The organism is Sphingomonas sp. S-NIH.Pt15_0812 (assembly GCF_003951315.1).
Taxonomy (GTDB): domain Bacteria; phylum Pseudomonadota; class Alphaproteobacteria; order Sphingomonadales; family Sphingomonadaceae; genus Sphingomonas.
This window is the reverse complement of sequence record NZ_QLJH01000008.1, coordinates 98352-121300: the sequence shown is the minus strand read 5'-3', so window position 1 is coordinate 121300 and position 22949 is coordinate 98352. Positions and strand designations below refer to the sequence as shown.

General features: G+C 69.9%; 23 protein-coding genes and 1 tRNA gene. 15 read left to right on the top strand and 9 right to left on the bottom strand.

Annotation, left to right across the window (positions count from 1 at the left end):
* Positions 1-52: 52 nt before the first annotated feature.
* From BRX43_RS07620 to BRX43_RS07550, 15 genes are all read left to right on the top strand, one after another.
* Complete coding sequence (locus tag BRX43_RS07620; protein WP_241214840.1) at positions 53-508, top strand: GspH/FimT family pseudopilin; 456 nt, start codon at positions 53-55, stop codon at positions 506-508.
* A complete protein-coding gene (gene gspI, locus BRX43_RS07615) occupies positions 498-896 on the top strand; it encodes a type II secretion system minor pseudopilin GspI (protein WP_125994255.1) in 399 nt (132 codons plus the stop codon). The genes BRX43_RS07620 and gspI overlap by 11 nt, the downstream gene beginning before the upstream one ends.
* Positions 893-1618 carry a type II secretion system minor pseudopilin GspJ gene (gene gspJ, locus BRX43_RS07610; RefSeq protein WP_125994254.1) on the top strand — a complete coding sequence of 242 codons (726 nt, stop codon included), beginning with the start codon at positions 893-895 and terminating at the stop codon, positions 1616-1618. The genes gspI and gspJ overlap by 4 nt, the downstream gene beginning before the upstream one ends.
* Positions 1608-2588 (top strand): type II secretion system minor pseudopilin GspK, encoded by a 981-nt coding sequence (gspK, locus tag BRX43_RS07605; RefSeq protein WP_125994253.1) that lies wholly within the window; start codon positions 1608-1610, stop codon positions 2586-2588. The genes gspJ and gspK overlap by 11 nt, the downstream gene beginning before the upstream one ends.
* Positions 2585-3658 carry a type II secretion system protein GspL gene (gene gspL, locus BRX43_RS07600; RefSeq protein ID WP_125994252.1) on the top strand — a complete coding sequence of 358 codons (1074 nt, stop codon included), beginning with the start codon at positions 2585-2587 and terminating at the stop codon, positions 3656-3658. The genes gspK and gspL overlap by 4 nt, the downstream gene beginning before the upstream one ends.
* The gene (gspM, locus tag BRX43_RS07595; RefSeq protein WP_125994251.1) at positions 3655-4122 is read left to right on the top strand and encodes a type II secretion system protein GspM; all 468 of its coding nucleotides are present in this window, start codon (positions 3655-3657) and stop codon (positions 4120-4122) included. The genes gspL and gspM overlap by 4 nt, the downstream gene beginning before the upstream one ends.
* On the top strand, positions 4119-4844 hold the full coding sequence (gspN, locus tag BRX43_RS07590; RefSeq protein WP_125994250.1) for a type II secretion system protein N: 726 nt from the start codon (positions 4119-4121) through the stop codon (positions 4842-4844). The genes gspM and gspN overlap by 4 nt, the downstream gene beginning before the upstream one ends.
* 49 nt (positions 4845-4893) lie before the next feature.
* A tRNA-His gene (locus BRX43_RS07585) sits at positions 4894-4970 on the top strand.
* Positions 4971-5000: 30 nt separating this feature from the next.
* A complete protein-coding gene (locus BRX43_RS07580; RefSeq protein WP_125994249.1) occupies positions 5001-6053 on the top strand; it encodes a Glu/Leu/Phe/Val dehydrogenase dimerization domain-containing protein in 1053 nt (350 codons plus the stop codon).
* 88 nt (positions 6054-6141) lie between these two features.
* Positions 6142-6615 (top strand): MarR family transcriptional regulator, encoded by a 474-nt coding sequence (locus BRX43_RS07575; protein WP_125994248.1) that lies wholly within the window; start codon positions 6142-6144, stop codon positions 6613-6615.
* On the top strand, positions 6612-8018 hold the full coding sequence (locus BRX43_RS07570; RefSeq protein WP_125994247.1) for an efflux transporter outer membrane subunit: 1407 nt from the start codon (positions 6612-6614) through the stop codon (positions 8016-8018). The genes BRX43_RS07575 and BRX43_RS07570 overlap by 4 nt, the downstream gene beginning before the upstream one ends.
* A complete protein-coding gene (locus tag BRX43_RS07565) occupies positions 8015-9199 on the top strand; it encodes an HlyD family efflux transporter periplasmic adaptor subunit (RefSeq protein ID WP_125994246.1) in 1185 nt (394 codons plus the stop codon). Before BRX43_RS07570 ends, BRX43_RS07565 begins: the two co-directional genes overlap by 4 nt.
* On the top strand, positions 9199-10752 hold the full coding sequence (locus BRX43_RS07560) for a DHA2 family efflux MFS transporter permease subunit (protein WP_125994245.1): 1554 nt from the start codon (positions 9199-9201) through the stop codon (positions 10750-10752). Before BRX43_RS07565 ends, BRX43_RS07560 begins: the two co-directional genes overlap by 1 nt.
* A 224-nt stretch (positions 10753-10976) precedes the next feature.
* Complete coding sequence (locus BRX43_RS07555) at positions 10977-11210, top strand: glutaredoxin domain-containing protein (protein ID WP_241214839.1); 234 nt, start codon at positions 10977-10979, stop codon at positions 11208-11210.
* A gap of 46 nt (positions 11211-11256) precedes the next feature.
* Positions 11257-11742, top strand: coding sequence for a TspO/MBR family protein (locus BRX43_RS07550; RefSeq protein ID WP_241214838.1), 486 nt, complete (start codon positions 11257-11259; stop codon positions 11740-11742).
* A gap of 123 nt (positions 11743-11865) precedes the next feature.
* Here the strand turns inward: BRX43_RS07550 and BRX43_RS07545 are convergent, their stop codons facing one another.
* The 9 genes from BRX43_RS07545 to BRX43_RS07505 form a co-directional block, all read right to left on the bottom strand.
* A complete protein-coding gene (locus BRX43_RS07545) occupies positions 11866-12165 on the bottom strand; it encodes a putative quinol monooxygenase (protein WP_164523556.1) in 300 nt (99 codons plus the stop codon).
* Between the two features lie 195 nt (positions 12166-12360).
* Positions 12361-13413, bottom strand: coding sequence for a carotenoid 1,2-hydratase (locus tag BRX43_RS07540; RefSeq protein ID WP_125994241.1), 1053 nt, complete (start codon positions 13411-13413; stop codon positions 12361-12363).
* On the bottom strand, positions 13413-15926 hold the full coding sequence (locus BRX43_RS07535) for an FtsX-like permease family protein (RefSeq protein WP_125994240.1): 2514 nt from the start codon (positions 15924-15926) through the stop codon (positions 13413-13415). The genes BRX43_RS07540 and BRX43_RS07535 overlap by 1 nt, the downstream gene beginning before the upstream one ends.
* Complete coding sequence (locus BRX43_RS07530) at positions 15919-16605, bottom strand: ABC transporter ATP-binding protein (protein ID WP_125994282.1); 687 nt, start codon at positions 16603-16605, stop codon at positions 15919-15921. Before BRX43_RS07530 ends, BRX43_RS07535 begins: the two co-directional genes overlap by 8 nt.
* Before the next feature lie 128 nt (positions 16606-16733).
* Positions 16734-17594 carry an NAD(P)-dependent oxidoreductase gene (locus BRX43_RS07525; RefSeq protein WP_125994239.1) on the bottom strand — a complete coding sequence of 287 codons (861 nt, stop codon included), beginning with the start codon at positions 17592-17594 and terminating at the stop codon, positions 16734-16736.
* Positions 17595-17676: 82 nt separating this feature from the next.
* Entirely contained in the window at positions 17677-18663 is a 987-nt protein-coding gene (locus BRX43_RS07520) for an aldo/keto reductase (RefSeq protein WP_125994238.1), read from the bottom strand.
* Positions 18664-18812: 149 nt separating this feature from the next.
* The gene (locus tag BRX43_RS07515; protein WP_125994237.1) at positions 18813-21182 is read right to left on the bottom strand and encodes a GH92 family glycosyl hydrolase; all 2370 of its coding nucleotides are present in this window, start codon (positions 21180-21182) and stop codon (positions 18813-18815) included.
* 176 nt (positions 21183-21358) lie between these two features.
* Complete coding sequence (locus BRX43_RS07510) at positions 21359-21772, bottom strand: VOC family protein (protein ID WP_125994236.1); 414 nt, start codon at positions 21770-21772, stop codon at positions 21359-21361.
* A 118-nt stretch (positions 21773-21890) separates the two neighbouring features.
* Entirely contained in the window at positions 21891-22793 is a 903-nt protein-coding gene (locus BRX43_RS07505; protein WP_125994235.1) for an alpha/beta hydrolase, read from the bottom strand.
* Positions 22794-22949: the final 156 nt, after the last annotated feature.

Below are 22949 nucleotides of genomic sequence, written 5' to 3'. Positions count from 1 at the left end.
GCCGGCTTTCCTCTTCGGACCTCTGCGTTCCGCCGAACACGGCTTCACGCCTGTGAGGCGTTCCGCCGAACACGGCTTCACGCTGGTCGAACTGATGATCGTCATCACCATCATCGGCCTGTCGGCGGCGGTGGTGGCGTTCGTCATGCCCGATCCGCGCGGGCGCGTGCTGGACGAGGGGCTGCGGCTCGCCGGGCGGACCAGGGCGGCGCGCAACCTGGCGATCGTCGAGTCCCAGCCGATCAGCCTGTGGGTGACGAGCGGCGGCTATGGCTTCGACCGGCGCGTCGCGGGGGCATGGACGCCGGTCGCGGACAAGCCGCTGCGCGTCGAGCGCTGGGCCGAGGGGACGCGGGCGTCGCTGGGGGAGGGGCAGGGGCGGCTGCGCGTCACCTTCGATCCTACCGGCATCGCCGACCGCAATGCCGATATCCGCCTGACCCGCGACGGCAACGACGCGCTGGTCCGGATCGGCGCGGACGGCGAGGTGCGCGCCGATGCGCAATGACCGGATCGCCGAGCGCGGCTTCACCCTTATCGAGATCATGGTCGCGCTGGCGGTGTTCAGCCTCGCCGCGCTGGCGCTCGTCCGGCTGGAGGGCGCGACCGTGCGCGGCGTCGGGCTGATCGACGATACGCTGGTGGCGCAGATGGTCGCGCACAATGTCGCGCTCGACGCCTATACCGAGGCGCAACCGCCCGAACCCGGCCGGACCGAGGGCGGCGAGGTCAATGGCGGCCGCAACTGGCGCTGGACTCGCCAGATCACCCCGCTTGGCGACCGGCAGGTGGTGCGGATCGACGTGGTGGTGCAGAATGTCCGCGGCCAGGTGCTCGGCCGCATGACGATGATCCGCCCGCCGAGCCCCGCCGCCGCCGTCGCGGTGGCGACATGACGGATCGCCGCCCCGCCGGACGGTCCGCCGAACAGGGCTTCACGCTGGTCGAGGTGATGGTCGCGCTGCTGATCTTCGCGATGATCGCCTCGGCCGGCGTCGCGATCTTGTCGTTCAGCATCCGCGCACAGGCGGCGACGGGTGCGCGGCTCGACGATCAGGCGGCGATCGCCCGCACTGTCTCCGCGCTGACCGCCGATCTGGCGCAGGCGACCCCCCGTGCCGCACGCGACGAGGCCGGGCGGCTGCGTCCCGCCTTTGTCGGCGAGCCGGGCGAGATGCTGTTCACGCGCGGCGGCTGGACGAACCTGGACGCCACCGCCCGGCCCAATCTGCAGAAGGTGCTGTGGCGCCTGTCCGGGCAGACGCTGGTGCGCATCGGCTATCCGGAGGTCGACGGCGCACAGCCACTGGCGCAGACGCCGATGCTGGACCGGGTCAGCGCCCTGGTCGTCCGCTACCGCTATGCCGGCGCGTGGAGCGATCGCTGGGACGGGGCGGGGGGTATCGCGCTGCCCCAGGCGCTGGAACTGCGCCTGACCCGCACGGACGGGACGAGCTGGCGGATGATGGCGCTGGTCGGCACCGGCTTCGGTCCGGGCGGCATCCGCGTGCCCGGCCCCAAGGCCAGCACGCCGGAGGGCGCCCCGACCACCCCGCCATCGATGCCGCGCGGAGAGCCGGCCCCGCTCGCGCCGCCGGGAGGGCAGAATGGCGTCTAGGCGCGCCGGCGAACGCGGCGCGGCGTTGCTCACCGTGCTGATGCTGGTGGCGGTGATCGCGGTCATGGCGGGCGCGGCGCTGGAGAAGCTGCGCCTGTCCACCCGCCTCGCCGCCAATGCCGCCGCCGCCGACCAGGCGCGCGCCTATGCCGTCGGGGCGGAGGCGATGGCGACCGTTCGCCTGGGCGATCTGCTGACCAAGAGCGAGGGGCGGGTGACGCTGCTCGGCAATTGGAGCGACCGGCCCTTTCCGCTGCCGCTGCCCGGCGGGGGGATGGCGGTGGCGCGCGTGGTGGATGGCGGCAATTGCTTCAACCTCAACGGGCTGGCGACGTCGGCGGGCGCGCCGGGCCTCTACCAGACCGCCGGATTGCAGCGCATCCAGTTCGCGCGGCTGATGCGGCTGCTCGGCATCTCGGGCCAGGTCGCCGATCAGATCGCGGCGAGCACCGCCGACTGGATCGACAGCGACCAGGACCAGCAGCCCGGCGGCGCGGAGGACCCGTTCTACACCGGCCAGCAGACCGGCTATCGCACCGCCGGCACGCTGATGGCGGATGTCAGCGAGTTGCGCGCGGTGTCGGGCGTGACCCCGGAGGTCTATGCCCGGCTCCGGCCCTGGGTCTGCGCCCTGCCGGTCGCGGAGCCGAGCCGGATGAACGTCAACACCATCCTGCCCGAACAGGCGCCGCTGCTCGCCATGCTGGCGCCGGACGGCAGCCAGTCGGTCGACTCCGTCCGCGCCTTGCTGCTGCGCCGCCCGCCCCAGGGCTGGTCGAACGCGCTCGATCTGTGGAAGGGGGCGACGACGCCGAGCGACGCGGCGGCGCAGACGGCGGCGACCACGGCCTGGTTTCGAATGACGGTGGACGTGACGGTCCCGGGCGCGCAACTACAGGAACGAGCGTTGATCGACGCGTCGAGGCTGCCGGTACGCCTGGTCGCGCGACAATGGGGGGAAGATACGTGACGACCTTGTTATTCCTGCCCAGCGGCGAGACCGGCTTCCGCTGGATGCGGTTCGGCGATGCCGGGCTGATGGCACGGGGCGACGGCGTGCCGGTGGAGCCGGACCCGATCGTCGCGGTCGCGCCGGCCGAGGCGGTGACGCTGCACTGGGCCGAACTGCCCGCCCGGTCCCCCGCCCAGGCGGTGGCGGCGGCGCGGCTGCTCGCGGCCGAGGCGAGCGCCGCCCCGCCCGGCGAGTTGCACGTCGCGGTGGGCGACGAGGGCGGCGGCGAACGCCCGATCGGCGTCGTTGCGAGGGAGACGATGCGCGCCTGGCTCAACCAGCTGGCCGCCGCCGGGGTGGATCCGGTCGCGCTTGTGCCGGCCCCGATGCTGCTGCCCCGCCCGGAGGAAGGCTATGTGCGCGCCGAACTGGCGGGCCAGGCGGTGGTGCGCGGCCGGACCAGCGGCTTCGCCGACGAAGCGCGGCTGACCGAGCTGGTCACCGGCGGTGAGCCGCCCGCGACGGTCGAGCGACAGGTGCTGGACGCCGCCTTGTTCGACGCGACCGCCGCGCCCACGCTCGACCTGCGCCAGGGCGTGTTCGCCCGGCGGCGGGGCTTCGCGATCGACTGGCGGCTGGTGCGACGGCTGGCGGCGCTGGGTGCCGCGATCCTGGCGGTCAGCTTCGCCATCTCGCTGGTCCGCGTCGCCAAGTACAGCTTCGCCGCCGACCGGCTGGAGGCGCAGGCCGATGCGCTCGCCGCCACCGCCCTGCCGCGCGGCGAGACCGTGACCGATCCCGATCGGCAGCTGGCCGAGCGGTCGGGCCGGGTGATCGGGCCGGGCCTGGGCTTCACCACCACCACCGCGGCGGCCTTCGCCGCGATCCGCAGCGTGCCGGGGAGCGAAGTGACGGGCCTGGATTTCACCGCCAATGGCGATCTGCGCCTGTCGGTCGCGGTCGAGCGCGAGGCGCTGGCCACCGATCTGAAACGCGCGCTGGAACGCGCCGGCTTCGCGGTGCAGGCCAGCGTCTTCCAGTCCGCCAACGGCCGGATCACCGGCGAACTGACGGTGAGCGGCCGATGAACGCGCTTCGACACTGGTTCCAGGGCCGCTCCAAGCGCGAGCAGAGGCTGTTGCTGGTCATGGCCGCGCTGGCGATCGTGACGATCCTGTGGGGGCTGGTGATCCGGCCGCTGTCGGACGTGATGGCCGGCGCGCGCGAGCGGCATGCGGCGGCGGTGATCCGAATGGGCGAGACGCGCGCCGTGGTCGATGCGCTGGGCGCGGCGCGCAAGGTGCCGCCGCTCACCGGCTCGCTGGCCGACGTGATCCGCGCCCAGGCGGAGACGGCCGGCTTCCCGCTCGCCAGCCTGGAGCCGGAGGGCGACGGGGTGCGCGTCTCGATCACCTCGGCTCGGGGTGCGGCGCTGACCGCCTGGCTGGCGCGGCTGGAGCGGGCGGGGATCGTGGTCGAGGGCGCGACGCTCAGCGACAATGGCGATCGCACCGTCTCGGCCCGACTGTTGCTGCGGGGACGGGCGGCATGAGGCGGATTCGTCTGACCACCGGGCCGGCGGCGCTGTTCGGGGCGATGATGCTGGTGGCGCTGATCGTCTTCCTGCCGATGCGTGCGGTGCTCGGCTGGGCCGGGGCAGGGCGGCAGGGGCTGGTCGCGCGCGAGGTCGAGGGCAGCATCTGGGATGCGCGGCTGCGCGACGCCAGCCTCGGCCAGTTGCCGATCGGCGATGTCGACGCGCGCCTGTCGCCGCTCGGGCTGCTGACCGGACGCGCGGTGCTGACGCTGGAGCGCGACGGTGCGATCGGTGTGCCGCCGCTGTCGGCGCGCGCCTATGTCAGCCGGCATGGCATGGGCGTGGAGCGCGCGACTGCCCGGATCGGTGCGGGGGCGTTGTTCCAGCCACTGCCCGTCGCGTTCCTCGACCTGGCCGATGTCACCATCCGCTTCCGCGACGACCAGTGCAGTGAGGCACAGGGGCGGGTGACCGCGACCCTGGCAGGCGATGTGGCGGGCGTCGGCCTGCCGCCCTCGGTCAGCGGCGATGCGCGGTGCGATGCGGGCGCGCTGGTTCTGCCGCTGACCGGCGCGGCGGGGACGGAAGGCGTGACGCTGCGAATCACCGGCGATGGCCGCTACCGGGCGGAACTGGTGATGCAGGGCGGCGACGCGACGACGATCGGCCGCTTGCAGGCCGCCGGATTCGTCGCTGGTCCACGCGGTTATCAACTTTCTGTCGAAGGACGCTTCTGATGCGCTTGACGGACCGTCCATCACCCCTTATCGGCCCAACTCCTTCGCGGCGACCGTAGTTCAATTGGTTAGAGCGCCGGCTTGTGATGCCGGAAGTTGCGGGTTCAAGTCCCGTCGGTCGCCCCACCATCTTCAGACATCGCGCAGAGGCTGCCCATGACCAGCAATTGGGGCTTTCCCGATTTCGACGACCATGAAGGCATCCATCTCTTCACCGACCCGGCCTCGGGGCTGAAGGCGGTGGTCGCGATCCACTCCACCAAGCTGGGCCCGGCGGCGGGCGGCGTCCGCTTCTGGCACTATGCCGACAGCGACCGCGCGATCACCGATGCGCTGCGCCTGTCGCGCGGCATGAGCTTCAAGAACGCGATGGCCGGCCTGGAGCTGGGCGGCGGCAAGGGCGTCGTGCTGGCCCCCGAGCCGGGCGCGGTCATCACCACCGAACAGCTCGAAGCCTTTGGCCGGGCGGTCGAATCGCTCGGCGGCCGCTATGTGACCGCCGAGGATGTCGGCATGTCCGAGGCGCGGATGAAGGTCATCGCCGGCCAGACCCGCTATGTCTCCGGCCTGCCGGTCGAAAGCGGCGCGGCGGGCGGCGATCCCGGCCCCTATACCGCTCACGGCGTCTATCTGGGCGTGGTCGCGGCGGCGAAGCGCGGGCTGGGCGCGACCGACATGAAGGGCGTGCGCGTCGCGGTGCAGGGCCTGGGTTCGGTCGGCGGCGGTCTGGCGCGGCTGCTGGCGCGCGACGGCGCGGTGCTGACCCTGGCCGATGTGAACACCGAACGCGCCGAGGCGATGGCGGCGGAACTGGGCGCGACCACCGTGCCGGCCGATGCGATCCTGACTCAGGATGTCGATCTGGTCAGCCCCAACGCGCTGGGCGCGGTGCTGACCGAAACCAGCATCCCGCAGATCCGCGCCAAGGTGATCGCGGGCGGCGCGAACAACCAGCTGGCGGTGCGCGCGGATGGCCAGCGTGTCCATGATCGTGGCATCCTCTACGCACCGGACTATGTCATCAACGCCGGCGGCATCATCAATGTCGGCCTGGAATATCTGGGGCATGGCGACGAGGCCGAGGTGATGGCGCGGATCGCCCGCATTCCCGAGCGGCTGGAGCAGGTTTGGACCGAGAGCGCCGCCAGCGGCGAGCCGGCGTCCGAGGTGGCCGACCGGATCGCGCGGGGCCTGATCGGACGCGGGTGATCGGTCGGGACGGGATCGGTCGGGGATCGATCCGTTCCTGACGCGAAAGATAATTGACTGCCTAGGCAACCTTTGCCACGGCAACCGCATGAACCTGTACGATGACGATGAGTCGTTTCGGCCGAACAATTCGATCGGCTATCTGATCCGGCGCATCCATGTGATGGGCGCGCAGTTGGTCGAGCCGATCTTCGCGCGCGAGGGCATTACCGGCACGCAATGGTCGTCGCTGGCGATGATCCTCATGACCGATGCCAATACCTGCGTCGCGCTGGCGCGGGACATGGGGTATGACAAGGGCGCGATGACCCGCGTCGTCGACCAGCTGGAGGAGCGCGGCCTGCTCCGCCGCGCGCGCGACGATGGCGACCGTCGCCAGATCAACCTTTCCCTGACCCCGGAGGGGCGCGAGATCGCGCTCCGCTGCAAGCGCCAGGTCCAGCAATGCTGGAACGCGGTCCTGGCGGAATGGGACCGCGAGGAGCTCGAAGGGCTGATCGGTGGGTTGCAGCGCCTGAAGGCGACGTTCGAAAATGCCGTGAACGAGGGAGGCTGCGCATGAGCCGGGCTGTCTGGGCGATGGGCACGCTGGCCGTGCTGCTCGCCGGTTGCGCGGCCCCCGCGACGCATCAGTCGGTGACGCCGGTCGCGCCGATGCAGATGGGGCTGGCGGGTGGACCCGCCCCCTATATCGACCAGGCCTGGTGGCGGAGCTTCGGCGATCCGCAGCTCGACCGGATCGTCGCGGATGCGACCGGCGGCAATCCGTCGCTCGCCACCGCGCTGGCGCGCGTCCGGCAGGCGCAGGCGGGGCTGGAGCGGCAGCAGGCCGAGCGCAACCTGGACGTCAGCGCCGATCTGTCGCCGCAGGTGCAGCGCCTGTCGGGCCGCTACATCATCCCGCCCCCCTATGGCGGCAGCGTCCGTTTCGTCGGTACCGGCGTCGTCAATCTCAGCTATAATCTCGACCTGTTCGGGCGGCAGCAGGCCGCGATCCTGGAGGCGCGGCAAAGCGCCCAGGCCGCGCGCTACGATGTGGCGGCGGCGCGGCTGGCGATCGCGGGATCGGTGGTCCAGACCTATCTCGACCTGGTCCGCGCCGATGCGCAGGCTGCGATCGCCCGCGCGACGATCACCGAGCGCGAACGCTCGCTGCGGCTGGTCGAGGCGCAGGTCCGCAACCAGCTGGCCAGCAAGGTGCAATCGACAGCGGCGGCGACGCTGCTCGCCCAGGCGCGCGAGGCGCTGACGGCCGCGGAAGGATCGCGGGCCTTGGCGGTCAACGCGCTGGCGGCGCTGGCGGGGCGGGGGAGCGACTATGGCGCGGGCATCGGTCCGACCGCCGCCCGGCTCGACGCCGGCCTGCCGGTGCCGACCGTGCTGCCCGCCGACCTGCTCGCCCGCCGGCCCGACATCGCGGCGGCGCAGGCGCGGATCGCGGCTGCGGCGGCGGGGCAGCAGGTCGCGCGGCGGGCCTATTACCCCAATGTCAACCTGACGGCGCTCGCCGGGCTCCAGGCGATCGGCATCGGCAATCTCTTCTCGCTCGATGCAGGCACCGCCGGGGGCGGCGGCGCGATCCACCTGCCGATCTTCGAGGGCGGGCGGTTGCGCGCCGGACTGCAGAGCGCGACCGCGCAGGTCGACCTCGCCAATGCCGCCTATAACGAGCGCGTGGTCGGCGCGGTGCGCGAGGCGGCCGATGCGCTGGCCCTCTCCACCAACCTCCAAGCCCAGCGCCAGCGTGCCGAGCAGGTGGTGCGCGGCTTCGCGGAGACCGGGCGGCTCAACGCCGTGCGCGTGTCCAGCGGACTCAACTCGCAACTCGATCTGGTCGACAATGACGTGCGCCTGCTCGACGCCCGCCTGACCGCCACCAACCTCGCCGCCGAAGCGGCCCGCCAGCGCGTGGCGCTGGTGCTGGCGCTGGGCGGCGGCTTCTCTGCCGAAAGTGTCCAGCCATGACCGACAACCGTGCCGACTCCGCAGAGCAGGCCGTACCGCAGACCACGCCTGCGCCCCGGGGCAATCCGGGCGGGCGGCGCAAGGCACTGCTGATCCTGGGCGTGATCGTCCTGATCGGCGTGATCGTCTGGGCGGTGTTCCACTTCCTGCTCGCCAAGCCGGAGGAGGAGACCGACGACGCCTATGTCGCGGGCGACGTGGTGGCGATCACCGCGCGCGATCCGGGTCAGGTGACCGCGATCCATGCCGACAACACCCAGATGGTGAAGGCCGGCCAGCCGTTGATCGACCTCGACCCTGCGACCGCCGATGTCGGGCTCGCCTCGGCCGAGGCGGAGCTGGCGCGCGCGGTGCGTTCGACCCGCGCCACCTTCTCGCGCCTGTCGGAAACGGGGGCGCAGGTGGTGCAGGCACGGGCCGAGCTGGCACGGGCGAGCGACGATTACCGCCGCCGCCGGGGTGCGGCGGCCGAGGGCGCGATCTCGGGCGAGGAACTGGCCCATGCCGCCGATGCGGTGAAGGTGGCGCGCGCCAATCTGCAACTGGCGCTCAGCCAGCAGACCCAGTCGCGCACCGCCGTGCAGGGCACTGAGGTGAATACGAACCCGGCGGTGCTGGCGGCGGCGGCGGCTTATCGCCGCGCGGCGATCACGGCGAGCCACATGCATGTCGCCGCACCGATCGATGGCGTGGTGGCGCAGCGTACGGTGCAGTTGGGCCAGCAGGTCGCGGCGGGCACGCCGATGATGGCGGTGGTGCCGCTCGATCGGCTGTGGGTCGACGCCAACTTCCGCGAGACCCAGCTCAAGGACCTGCGCATCGGCCAGCCGGCCACCGTGGTCAGCGACGTGTACGGCGATGACGTGGTCTATCACGGCAAGGTGATCGGCGTCGGCGCGGGCAGTGGGAACGCCTTCGCGCTGCTGCCGCCGCAAAACGCCAGCGGCAACTGGATCAAGATCGTGCAGCGCGTGCCGGTGCGCATCGCGCTCGACCCGCGCGAGCTGCGCGCCAATCCCTTGCGCGTCGGACTGTCGGTGGCCGCCACGGTCGATACCGCCAGCAAGTCGGGTCAGCGGCTGGGCCTGCCGGCGGCGCAAGCATACGGCGCGACGGCGAAGGACGCCAACGATCCGGCGGTCGAGGCGCGTATCCGCCAGATCATCGCGGCGAACCGCTGATGGCCGGCCCGGCCCCGGCGGCCGGCGAGGGGCCGCCCCCGCTCGCCGGCGGCAAGCTGGCGGTGATCGCGATCGCGCTGGCGGTCGGCACCTTCATGCAGGTGCTCGATTCGACCATCGCCAACGTGTCGCTGCCGACGCTCGCCGGCAATCTCGGCGTATCGAGCGACAATTCGACCTGGGTCATCACCGCCTTCGCGGTGGCCAACGGCATCGGCGTGCCGCTGACCGGTTTCCTGATGGGGCGGTTCGGCGTGGTGCGGACCTTCTGCCTGTCGGTGCTGCTGTTCACCATCGCCTCCTTCCTGTGCGGCATCGCCTGGAACCTGTCGTCGCTGATCTTCTTCCGCGTGCTGCAAGGCGCCGTGTCGGGGCCGATGATGCCGGGCAGCCAGGCGCTGCTGATCTCGATCTTCGCGGCCGACCGGCGGTCCACCGCGCTCGGCATCTGGTCGATGACGACGCTCGTCGCGCCGATCATGGGCCCGATCCTGGGCGGTTACATCTCCGACAATTACCACTGGAGCTGGATCTTCCTGATCAACGTGCCCTTCGGTCTGATCTGCGCCTCTTTGTGCTGGCGCGGGCTGAAGGATCGCGAGACGCCGACCCGCAAGCTGCCGATCGACAAGGTCGGGCTGTTCCTGCTCGTGCTGTGGGTCGGGTCGCTGCAATGCATGCTGGACCTGGGCAAGAATGACGACTGGTTCCAGTCGCCGCGCATCGTCGTGTTCGGCGCCGTCGCGGTGGTCGGTGCGATCGCCTGGATCATCTGGGAAATGACGGACGCCAATCCGATCGTCGACCTGTCGCTGTTCAAGAGCCGCAACTTCACGATCGGCGCGGTCGCCTTCTGTCTCGGCTATGCGGTGTTCTTCGCCAACACGCTGCTGCTGCCGCTGTGGCTGCAGACGCAGATCGGCTATACCGCGACCTGGGCCGGACTGGTCGCGGCGCCGAGCGGCGTGGTCGCGGTGCTGCTGACGCCCTTCGTCGCGCGGATGTCGGGCAAGATCGATGCGCGCTGGCTGGCGACCGTGGCGTTCGTGTCCTTCGCCGCCTCCTATTGGATGCGCTCGCTGCTGACCGCCAATGCCAGTTTCGGGCAGATCATGCTGCCGGTGCTGGTGCAGGGGGTGGCGATGAGCACCTTCTTCCTGGCGATGCTCACCATCTCGCTCGACCGCATCCCGGCCCAGCGATTGCCGTCCGCGACCGGCTTGTCGAACTTCACCCGCATCGTCGCCGGGTCGTTCGCCGCCTCGATCATCACCACCGCTTGGGACCGGCGCGAGGCGCTGCACCAGAGCCGGCTGTCCGAGGCGATCGGGCAGGGGGTGCCGTGGCAGATGGCGCGCGACGGCCTCGCCAGGCTGGGGCTGAACGAGACGCGGGCGGCCGCCGCGGTGACGCGGCAGATGGTGGGGCAGGCCTATCTGCTCGCCTCGACCGACCTGTTCCGCCTGTCGGCCTGGCTGTGCGCGGTGATGATCCCGATCGTGTGGTTCACGCGCCGCCCGAACGCGCCCTCCGGCCCGATCGCCGCGGATTGAGCGGAGCCGATACCGATCAGGCTCGACCATTGTCATCGCAAGGATTGGCCCCCGCCGCTCGATTGCGGGGGCTCGTTCCGCCGGGAAAGAGGAATGCAGCCTCTCCCTATATCGCAGGGGATCTAGGCTGTCCTGGAAGCCGAGCCCGGAACGTCGCGCGGTGCCGGTCGCTATAGCCCCATGAGCGTTCAGGCTCGCGGAGATATGTGATGGCGGATAGCAGGATGGCGACCCTTTACCGTATGGTGCTGCCCGAACATACCTGTCCGTTCGGCGTCCGTGCCAAGCAGATGCTGGAGGGGGCGGGCTTCACCGTCGACGATCGACTTCTCCGAACGCGTGAGGAGGTCGATGCCTTCAAGGCGGAACAGGAGGTCGCCACCACGCCGCAAATCTTCATCGATGGCGAGCGGATCGGCGGTAGCGACGAACTCGAACGCTATCTTGGGCAGGCTTGAGCCCATGGCGCGGCCCGACCCCCTTGCACCCGGTGGCCTTCCGCGCTTGGCGGCGCTGGCGACGGTCGGTGTGGTGCTTGGCGCGAGCGCGCTTGTCGGGCGACGTAACGCGCCCGATCCCTCGCATCCCGGCATCCGCCGCTGGTATCGGCGACTGGACAAGCCGGGCTATACGCCGCCCGACGCAGCCTTCGGCGCGGTCTGGCCCGTCCTCGAAACCGGCCTCGCGATCGGCGGCTATCGTCTGTTGCGACATCCGGCCGGGCGTGCCCGCAACGCCGCGATCGGCCTGTGGCTGGCCAATACCGCGATGGTGGGAGGCTGGACACAACTCTTCTTCCGCCAGAAGCGGCTTGGCGCCAGCGCGGCCGCTTCTGGCGCGATGGTCGCCACCGGTGCGACCTATGTCATGGCCGCCGCGAAGGTCGACCGGCCGGCCGCCGCCATGGGGGTGCCTTTTGTCGCCTGGCTGGGGTTTGCAACGTTGCTCGCCGAGCGGATATGGCGCGACAACCAACCGAAAGGCTCCTGAAACGACCGGGTGTCCGATACAGCTGCTCGGCGGGGCGCGCGGGCATGATGCCCGATATGCGACGTCGTCGGCAGGGGAGGTGACCCCGGTGCCGGAGATGGCATTCCGGGGCGGGTCTCCCCGTCAGCCGGCCACGTCGACCGCTTGGGCTATGGTGATGCTCGGTCGCGCCACAGCTAGGTCGCGTGCGGCGATGCCGAACGCCTTGAAATGGTCCGACGCCATGTGCGCCTGGACGGCGGCGTCGTCGACATAGAGTTCGTTGAAGACGAACCGTCGGTCCCCGTCCTTCTCTCGCCACAGGTCGTAGTAGAGCACGCCCGGCTCGGCCCGGGAGGCGGCGATGCAGGTCTGTGCCGCCGCGACGAACGCTTCCTCCCGACCTGGCTTGACGCTGACGAATGCGACTATCTTCACCGACATGATTGTCTCCCAGTTCTCGAACGCACCATATGGGGTCCGCATCCATTTCGCTCGAATAGGCCGACGCCATTGGACATGTGGCCAGGCCGACATCCCAGCCTAGTGTAAAGCCTTCTCGAAGCCAGACATTCAAGCGACGCCATGGTCGGCGACGCGGCGTTCCAAAGTCAGCGGATTTCCAGCGGGATGCGCCCCTCACATACGCAGGGGAGCGGCATAGCCGGTCAGTTCCAGATAGCCTCTCCCGCTGTTGGTCCGGACCGCGCCCTCCCAATATACGGGCTGTCCGGCGGCGCGGGCATCGACCTCCTGGTCGGCGAACATTGGCCGAAGCGGGAAGGCGCGGATGCCCTCGGGCAAGCGTATCCGCAACAGTTGCGCGACGGGATAGCGCGCGCCCGTGCGCGCCGACCGCCAGGTCGCCTTGGGCGAGAAGGCCACATCCCGAGGCGACAGCCGGGTGATGCGTCCGTCGGGGCGGCGATAGGATCCGCCCGACCAGAGCACCCCGCCACCCTTGCCGCGGATGCGGAACGCCATCAGCGCGGCGCCATCGTCGAGATTGAGCCCGGTCCAGTCCCAGCCGGCGGCATCGGTAGCGAGATAGTCCGACGACCATTCCCGATCGAGCCATGCCTCCCCGCTTAGGCGTTCGCTCCGGCCCGCGCGGATGAGCGTCCCCGACGCGGCGAGGTGCGGCATCGAATAATAGTAGCTCGCCTGCGCCGGCTTCGGACCCTTGCGGCTATACCCATTCGCCCCCTGCGCGAGTGGCGGCTGGGTGGGACGGAAGCTGAGGTCCAGCGTAAAGTCGCGACCACCCACCCGGCTGGCGAAGCGTCCGTCACGAAGCCGGCGGAAGGTCCACCCGTTCAGCCGTACGTCGGCGTCACCGGTCGCCGCGCCCGCCAGACTGAAACCCGCACGGGCGGCGCGCTCGGTATGGAGGATATGTCCGATCCGTGAGTCCGACAGCGCGGCATGGGCGAAGATGACCTGGCGGGCGGCGAAGCGACTGGGATTGTCGGTGGTGGCGTGCGGATTGACGCGAAAGAAGGTGATCTGGAAGCCGATATCGCGGCCGTCCTCGCCCTTTAGCCAGCCGGTGACGTACCACCATTCGGTCCGGAATGCGGGATGCGCCCCGTGATCCGCGGGGAAGGACAGCCGGATGCCGGGGCGTACCACGGGGTAGGGGGAGGGCGCGGCCAGTCCCGCAGCCGCGACCAGCGCGAGAAGCGCACGCATCACCAATCCTCCCGAACGGCGGCGACGGCGTCTGCGGCGGTCGCCCGCCGGCCGGCCAGCATCGCCGTCACCGCCGCGGCGACGGTCAGCGCCGCCGTCACCCCGGCGATCGTTGCAAACGGCCAGATCGTCGTCATCGTCCAGTTGAACGACTGCGGATTGACGACATGGATCAACACCTGGCCCAGCAGGGCGCCGAGCGCCACCCCCGCCACCGCGCCGATCAGCCCGAGCAGCGCGCCCTCGCTCGCGAGCATCGCGGTCACCTGTCGCCTGGTCAGGCCGAGATGGCGGAGCATGCCGAACTCCTTCGATCGTGCGATCGTCTGGGCGGACATCGTCGCCGCCACCCCGGCCAGGCCGACGAGGATCGCCACCGCCTCCAGTCCATAGGTGATGGCGAAACTCCTGTCGAAAAGCTGGAGGGCGAAGCGGCGGAGCGTGGCGGGTTCCGCCACCGATATGCCCGGCGGTAGCATCGCCGCCACGGCGCGGCGCACGGTCGCGGGATCCGCGCCGGGCGCGAGAGTGATCGCCGCCTCGTCACGGCCGCGATCCCCCGTCAGTCGAACATAGTCGACATCACGGATCACCACCGCGCCCTGCTGGCGGGCATAGTCGCGCCACACGCCGGCGACCACGAAGCGGGTCGATCGCCCTCCGACCGGGAGCATGACCGAGCGGCCGGGGGACCAGCCATAGAGGCGGGCGGCCGGCTCCGACGCCCAGATCGGCGTCGCGCCGGCGGGAACCTTCGCCTGCTCCAGCAGGACGAGCAGCGGGTCCGCCACGTCACCACGGACCGGCCGGACGATGAGCGTGACCGGCGGGCGATCCGCAACGATCGTCAGCGGCAGTTGTCGGCTGAACGCCGCGCCCCGGATCCCCGCAACGGCGGCGATTCGGCGCTGCGTCGCGGAGTCGAGATCGCCGCTGTCGGCGCGCAGGTAGAGATCGGCCGACAGGACCTGGCCCAACCAGTCGTCGACGGCGCCCCGAAAGCTGGTCACCATCGTCGCCATCGCGATCATCAGCGCGGTGGATGCGACGATGCCGCACAACGCGATCGCCGCCTGGCCCGGTGCGCCCTGGACGTGGCGGATGGCCAGCAGCCGGGGGACCGACGCGATATCGCGTCCCCGCCATGGTCCGAGAAGCCACCGCACCAGCCACGGCACGCCGGCGATACCGCCCGCCAGCAAAAGCGCCATGCTGGCGAAGCCGAACAGGGGAAGGCCGCCGATCGCCGGCAGGAGCGCCGCGCCGCCGCCGGCGATGAGCAGCACCAACGCCGGCCGCCATGGCACCGGCGCTCGCGGATCGAGTATGTCGCCGGCGTTCTTCAACGCGGCCGCAGGGGCCGCGCGCGCCGCCGATCGCGCCGGCAGGACGCTGCCGAGAAGCGCGGCCGCCACGCCAAGGGCGAAGAAGGTCGCGGCGGCGACCGGCTGGAACACGATGTGCGCCGCGCCGCCTCCGAAATAGCCGCCGCCCAGGTCACCGCCGAGCAGCCGCAGCGCTGCCACCGCCATGGCGTAGCCGGCCGCAAGCCCCAAGGCCGCGCCGACGATGCCGATGATGGCCCCCTCCAGCGCCACGGCGGCAACGATGCCGGCGCGGGGCAGTCCGAGGGTCCGCACCAGCGCGAAGGCGCGCAGCCGGCGGGTCACCGACAGCGTCTGGGCCGAGAAGACCAGGAAGCCGCCGGTGAGGAGCGCGACGAGCGCGAGCATGTCGAGATTGACCCGGTAGGCGCGGCTGAGCGCATCGCCCTGCCGTGCCTGGCTTTCACCCGATCGGATGGTCGCATCCGCACCGAGGAGATCGAGCAGGGCGCGTTCCGCGACCGCGCGGTCGCCCAGCTTCAGGTCGAGCCGGTCGATCCGGCCGAGCCGGCCGAAGCGCCACTGAGCCGCCGCTATGTCGATCGTGCCCAGCGCCTGGCCCGCCGGGGCGCCGGGAAGGGTTCCGGCGACCCTGAGGCGGGCGGTGCGGCCATTGGCCTTGACGGCAACGCGGTCGCCGACGCTGGCACCGACCGCCGCCAGCGCCGCACGTGACAGGTACAGGCCATCTTCGGCGAAGATGTCATCGCTCCGGGCATCCGGCCCGGCGGGCCGCGCGCCGACCAGGCTGGGCGTCACCGCGCCGGCGCGGATTACGTCGACACCCAGCAGGGTGAAGCGGCCATTGCCCGCGCGCGCGGGCAGGCTGATGACGGGGCTCGCATCGGCGACGCCGGGTGCGGTGGCGACGCGCGGGTAAAGCCGCTCGTCGAAGCCGAGCGGGGTGCGGGCGCTGACCTGGAGGTCGGCGGCGCCGTTCAAGCCGGTCACCGCCGCCTCGAACGAGGCGAGCGCCGACCCGTTGACGAGGTGGACGGCGAAGCCGAGCGCCACGCCGACGGCGATCGCCAGGGCCGTGGCGGCGAAGCGGCCCGGATGCGAACGCCACTCGCCCAGCACCAGCCAGGCCAGCGCGAGGCGCGAGCGGAACAGTCCTGCCTCAGCCATGCGCTGGCATCGGCACCTGTTCGACCAGTCCATTCGCGGTCAGCCGAAGCACCCGGTCGGCGATTGCGGCGGTGGCGGCGGAATGCGTGACGATCACCGCCGCCGCCCCGCGCGACCGCACTGCGCGTGCGAGGAGATGCAGCACACGGGTGGCAGTGTCGGGATCGAGGTTCCCCGTCGGCTCGTCGGCGAGGATGACGGCCGGGCGGTGGACCAGCGCGCGGGCGATCGCCACCCGCTGCAACTCGCCACCCGACAGGTCGCGCGCATAGTCGCGGCCGCGATCCGCGAGCCCGACCTCCGCCAGCATTGCGCCCGCACGGGACCGCGCCGCGGCGCCATCGGACGAGATCAGCGCTAGGGGCAGGGCCACATTCTGTTCGAGGGTGAGGTAGGGCAGGATGTGGAAGGCCTGGAAAACGAAGCCGATGCGTTCGCGTCGCAACCGGGTGCGGGCCGCCTCGGAAAGGGGGGCGAGCGATGTTCCCTCGATCAGGACCTCGCCCGCATCGGCGTCGTCGAGGCCGGCGAGGATGTTGAGCAGCGTCGACTTGCCGACGCCGGAGTCCCCGGTGATCGCCACCAGCTCACCCGGCGACACCGACATGGCTAGGTCGTGAAAGAGCCGGCGGTCGCGACCGACCGTCTTCGCCAATGCCCGTGTCTCGATCGCTTGCATCGTCACGGAACGGTTTGGTGACGCCTTCGGTCCAGGAAGAACATACGCGGCTAAAGAAGAGCGTCGATCCTGATCGGCGGATCGCCGCGACCTCGGGCACGGTGCCCCATCATCCAGGCGTTCGGCCGTCAGAGTTTGGCGCTGGCACGCACCGCGAGGGCGATGCCCGCCCAGTCGACCTCCGGCCCCTCCACCGCGATCACCGTGCGGAGATGGTCGCGAACGATTCCGAGCAGCGGCATCGACGCGCCGAACGTGGTGGCGGCGGTATCGACCAGGCTCATGTCCTTTAGCCCCAAAGGTGCCGCGAAGCCGGCCGGCCTGAACCGGTCCTCGACCAGGATTTCGCCATAGGTCTGATAGACCGGCGCGCCGAACAGCGTTCCCGTCAGCACCTCCAACAGGGTGCGGCGATCGACGCCGCCTTTTTCCGCCAGGGTCATCGCCTCGGCCATGGCTTCCACCGCCGCCATGATCATGAAGTTGCCGCTGAGCTTGACCAGGTTCGCGGCGGACGGCATGTCGCCGATCCGGAAGATGCGCTGACCGATCGCATCAAGGATCGGCTCGCAGCGGTCCAGCGCCGCCGCCGGCCCCGCAGCGACGACGAACAGCGTACCGGCCGCCGCCGCCGGCGGGCGGCCGAAGACCGGGGCCGAGACATATCCGCCCGTGCCGCTTTCCGCGGCCAGTCGGTCGGCAAGCGCGACGCTGATCGTGCTGTGCCCGATATGGAGCGCGGGGGCGCCGGCAATGCCTCCCTCGCCGAACACCGTGTCGACCACCGCCTGGTCATCGGCGAGCATGGTCATCACCACATCGCCATGGGCGGCGTCGATCGGTCGCTTGGCCCGGGTCGCACCAGCCTCGACAAGCGCATCGGCTTTCGCCGCCGAACGGTTCCAGACCGTTACCGCATGACCGGCCTTGAGGAGATTGGCCGCCATGGCGCTGCCCATCTGGCCCAGCCCGATGAAGCCGATCTTCATGCGCCTTCCTCCCGATGGTCGGCGAACTGCGCCGCATGACTGGAATGCCCGCCCGGCGCGATCGGAGCGCAAGGGGACGTCATCACCGGTTGACGCTCGCCATCGTCGCGGCGGGATAGCGCGTGCCGCTCGCCGCGCCGGGTGGCAGGACGGCGTCGATCCGCGCCAGGTCGGCCGCCTGCAACGCCACGTCGATCGCGCCGAGATTATCCTCCAGATAGGTGCGCCTTTTGGTGCCGGGGATCGGCACGATGTCCTCACCCTGCGCAAGCACCCAGGCGAGCGCGAGCTGTGCGGGCGTGCAGCCCTTGTCGGCGGCCATGGTGCCGATCTCGCGGACCAGGTCGAGATTGCGCCGGAACGCCTCGCCCTGGAAGCGGGGATGATTGCGCCGGGTGTCATCGGCAGCCAGATCGTCCGGCGTCCTGATCTGCCCCGTCAGGAACCCGCGTCCGAGCGGGCTATAGGGCACGAAGCCGATGCCGAGTTCCCGTACCAGCGGTAGGATCGTGTCTTCCGGGTCGCGCGTCCACAGGGAATATTCCGTCTGCAAGGCGGTGATCGGGTGCACGGCATGCGCGCGGCGGATCGTGTCCGGCGCCGCCTCTGACAGGCCGAGATACTTCACCTTGCCCGCGGTGACGAGCTCGGCCATCGCGCCGACGGTTTCCTCGATCGGCACGTCGGGATCGACACGGTGCTGGTAATAGAGGTCGATGATGTCGAGGCCGGTGCGCTTCAGGCTGGCGTCGCAGGCCTGGCGTACATAGTCCGGCCGGCCGTTGATGCCGCGCGCGTCGCCATCGGGGCTGCGGACGATGCCGAACTTGGTCGCGACCACCACCCATTCGCGCCGTTCGCGCACCACGCGTCCGACCAGCTCCTCATTGGCGCCGACGCCATACATGTCGGCCGTGTCCAGGAAGGTGACCCCGCGATCGAGCGCGAGGTTGATCGTGGCGATCGACTCCGCCTCATCGCGACCGGCGTAGAAATCCGACATGCCCATGCAGCCAAGCCCCATGGTCGAAACTTCCAGGCCCTGCCGGCCGAGCTTGCGGGTCTTCATGTCATATCTCCGATCCGAACGCTGCCTGCTCAATGGTCGGGGCGGCCGGCAGTTGCCACCGGCGGTGCGGTGAAGACGTTCGTTGATGAAATCCGAACGCTTTCTTAGTCAATGTGGCTGGCAGCGATGATCGGGTGGCGGTGCCGCCATCACCCGAGGCGCTTGGCCAGTTCGCGCTTCACCGGCTTCGCAGGCGTTCGCACCATGCTGGCGGAATATGGCCGATCCGCGCGTCCCGCTGCCCACGCCGTGTTGGGCATGCTCTGCATCGTGAAACGCAGTTCACCGCCAGCCATGATCTCGTCGTGCCGTAGATAGGCCCGCGTGACGGGCCTGCCGTTCAGCATGACCGTCCCGACATAGGGATGCCCGTCGTCCAGCCGATCGGCGATGATGGTCAGGCGCCGACCATTGGGCAGGGCGAGCATCGCGCGGTTCACGAACGGCCGTCCGATGACATATTCCAGGCTGGCCGGCGTGACCGGATAGAAGCCCAGGGCGGTGAAGACGAGCCATGCCGACATCTGGCCAAGATCGTCGTTGCCGGACAGCCCGTCGGGCGTCGGGTGGTACTGGCTTTCGACGATCTGCTTCAATCGTGCCTGCGTCCGCCACGGCGCGCCGGCATAGCTGTAGAGATAGGCGACATGGTGGCTGGGTTCGTTGCCATGGATATACTGGCCGATCAGCCCGGCGATATCCTCGGCATGGCTGTAGTCGAGCTTCGAATTGTCGAATTCGAACATCGCATCCAGCTTGGCGATGGTCGCCGCGTCACCGCCGAGCGCGCGGACGAGCGCGGCCTGATCCTGCGGCACGAACCAGCCATATTGCCAGGCATTGCCCTCGGTATAGTCCGATCCGTAATTGATCGCGGTCGGATCGAACGGCACGCGGAACGTCCCGTCGGTCTTGCGCGCCCGGATGAAGCCGGTCCTGGCGTCGAAGCTGTTGCGCCAGTTGCCCGCGCGCTGTCCGAACCTGGCCGCGATGTCGGTGCGGCCCATCGCGCGCGCCATCCGGGCGATCGTCCAGTCGTCATAGGCATATTCGACCGTCTTGGAGGCCGCTTCCGGTTCGCGGTCGATCGGCACATAGCCGCGTTTCATATAGTCGCCGAGGCCGCCATATGGCGCATAGGTCGCGCTCGCCACCATCGCCGCCAGCGCGGCATCCGCGTCGAATCCCCGGATGCCCTTGAGATAGGCGTCGGCGATGACCGGCGCGGCATGATAGCCGATCATCGTCCAGGTCTCGCGTCCCTGGAACTGCCAGACCGGCAGGATGCCATCGGGGCTGTGTTGCCGGCTCGCGACAAGCGATCGGACGATGTCGCTCGACGTGCTCGGCGGCTGAACGATGGTGAGCAGCGGATGCTCGGCCCGGAACGTATCCCAGAGCGAGAATGTCGAGCGGAAGGTGTAACCCTGGGCGTGATGGACCTGATTGTCGGGCCCGCGATAGCGGCCGTCCACATCGCCGGCGACGGCGGGCGCGAGCAAGGCATGATAGAGCGCCGTCGCCACCGATGTCTGCATCGGGGCAGGCGCCTCGATCTTCAGCACGTCGAGCGCGGCGCGCCACGCCGCCATGGTCTTCGCGCGAATGGCATCGAAGTCGCCGGGCTCGCTCGCAAGATTGGCGATCGCGCCCGCCTCGTCGACCGACGAGATCGCGCTCCTCACCTCGATGGGGCGGTCGACCGCGCCGAAATCGAAGCGCGCCACCAGGGCCCGTCCGGCGCGTTCGGCCACTGCGTCGCTGCCGCGCCCCGGTCCCTGGAAACCCTTATAGGCGACGTCCGTCTCGGTCGACACGAAGGCGTGCCCCCGGAGCGGCACCGAGAAGCGCAGGGCGAAGCAGAGCGTCCGATCCGGCGCCCAGCCACGGGTTTGCCGACAGCCGGTCACGGTGCCGTCGGGGCGCAGTCGGATCGACGACCACAGGATCTTGCCCGGATAATTGTACAGCGAGCTGCGCAGGTCGAGGATCAGGTGCATCGGCTGGGTGGATGACGCCGCACGGTAGCGGGCCATCCCGACCCGCGTACCGGCGGTGAGTTCGGCGCGGACGCCGTGGTCCTGCAACACGACCGAATAATAGCCCGGCCGCGCCGTCTCCGCGGCGTGATCGTAGCGCGACCGGTACCCCGATCCGGGCTTGCCCGCATCGCCCGGTTCGAGCGGCACGTCGTTTCCGGCAATGGGCATCATCAGAAAGTCACCGAGGTCCGAATGCCCGGCGCCCGAGAAGTGGGTCAGCGAGAATCCCTGGATCGTGGGATCGTCATACCGATAGCCGGCGGCATGGCCGTAGCATGCGCGAAGGATGCAACCGGTATCGGTATCGGGCGAGAATTGCACCATGCCGAACGGCGCAACCGCTCCTGGAAAGGTGTGGCCCTCCCCGCCGGTGCCGATCATCGGATCGACCTGCTCGAACGTGGATTGCGCAGATAGCGCCGTCGCGGCGAAGCCGACAAGCAACGCTGCCACGGCGGATCGGTGAAGGGTCGTCATCCGGGGATAAGAGCATCCTCTCGCCCAATGCGGAAGATCGCTCGTTGACGTACGCCCTTTTTTCAAAGGCTTGGAGCAAAGGTGCGGCCGGCGCCGAGTGGCCCCGTCCTGCATCGACCCGGCGGCTCCTCGAACGGGACGTGAAGCGGCCGGGCCTGTCGGCGGCGCGTGTCGTGCTAATAGCTCGGCCAAAGTCCGGGCGTGGCGATCTCGAGGACATGGCCATCGGGATCGTTGAAATAAAAGCTCCGGCCCCCGGTCGGCCAGGTGACTTCGCTAAGCTCCGGGACGGCAGCGCTCCGCAGGTGATCGCGCCAGGCCTCATAGTCTCCAGCCGCGACTTTGAACGCCATATGCAACGGCCCCGCACCGTCGTGACCGGGGATGTGGCCGCCGGGCGTATCCTCTCCGTCCAGCGACGCCTGTCGCGCGAAGACGAGAAGAATGCTCTGACCGCCCGCATCGAAAGCGGTCAGGCGATCTTCGTCACGGACGATGGTCATGCCCATGACGTCGCGGAAGAATGCGACGGACCTGGGTTTGTCGTCGACATAGAGCGCGGTCTCCAGAACACCTTCAAGCTGCGGCATCGCCTACTCCTTGCTGGCCGCTCAACGCGCGATCGGCTTGTTGGTGGCCACATGGGCTTCTAGGTTCCACCTGCTGAAGGACGGATCGGCGGCCCATGCTCCACAACGAAGTCAGCCGCTACCGGGCCGGCGGGCGCTTCGATGCGCTCCCGTCGAGCCAGCCTTCATCGGCGAGCCAATCCGCCAGCCGGTCGGGCCAGTGCAGGATGGAGATGCGGTTGGATTCGTCGAGGTTGAAGGCGTGATCGGCTCCGGCATACATATGCAGCTCGGCCGGGACATGCGCCTCGCGGAGCTGCTGGTACAGCGCCACCGACGGCGCGGCGCAACATTGGTCGAGCGATCCCGCGGTGATGAAGGCGGGCGGCGCATGGGCCGCATCGCGCGCCGGCAATCCCCCGGGGCCGGGAAATACCAGGATCTGGAAGTCCGGCCGCGCGCTGATCCGGTCGGTCGCGTCGGTGACCGGCCGTCCCGCCGGTTCGGGATTGTCCGCGATGAGCGAAACCAGCTCTCCCCCCGCCGAGAATCCCATCACGCCCAGTCGCGCGGGATCGACGCCATAGGCCGCCGCATTGGCCCGGACCCACCGCACGGCGCGACGCGCGTCATCGGCGGCGTCGCCGGCGACGGTGTAGGTCGAGCCCGGCTCGTTCGCGAGACGGTATTTCAGCACGAAGGCGGTAATGCCCATCCGGTTGAGCGCCGTCGCGACCTTCGTGCCTTCATTGGTCCAGACCAGCAGGCGGTGACCGCCGCCGGGAAAGATGATGATGCCCACGCCATTCCGGTGTTTCGGGTCGGCGGGGAAGGCGGTCAGCGAGGGATCGTGGATGTTGCGCAGCCAATAGTCCCGCCCGACCTCCGGTTCGTTGCGCCGGGCTTTCGAACCGGGGGCCCCATCCGGCCATAGTGGATGCCCTTTCTGCACCGGTTGCTGCACCGGGGCCGGGTCTTCCGCAGGCAGGGCGGTCGGCGTGGCGGCAGCCAGAAGGAGCGCCGCGGAGGTTCGTAACCACATGATTTGCATACCTTTTCGTCGTCGCCCGGTTCGAGGGTGCATCATGCGGCCGTTTGCGCAGATCGGCTAGGGACGATGTCCATGAAATTGCCGGCAGACTAGGAATTCGAAACGCGGCAGGGCGTCGCGGCTGTCCGGTCGTGGTCGCCTGCGACC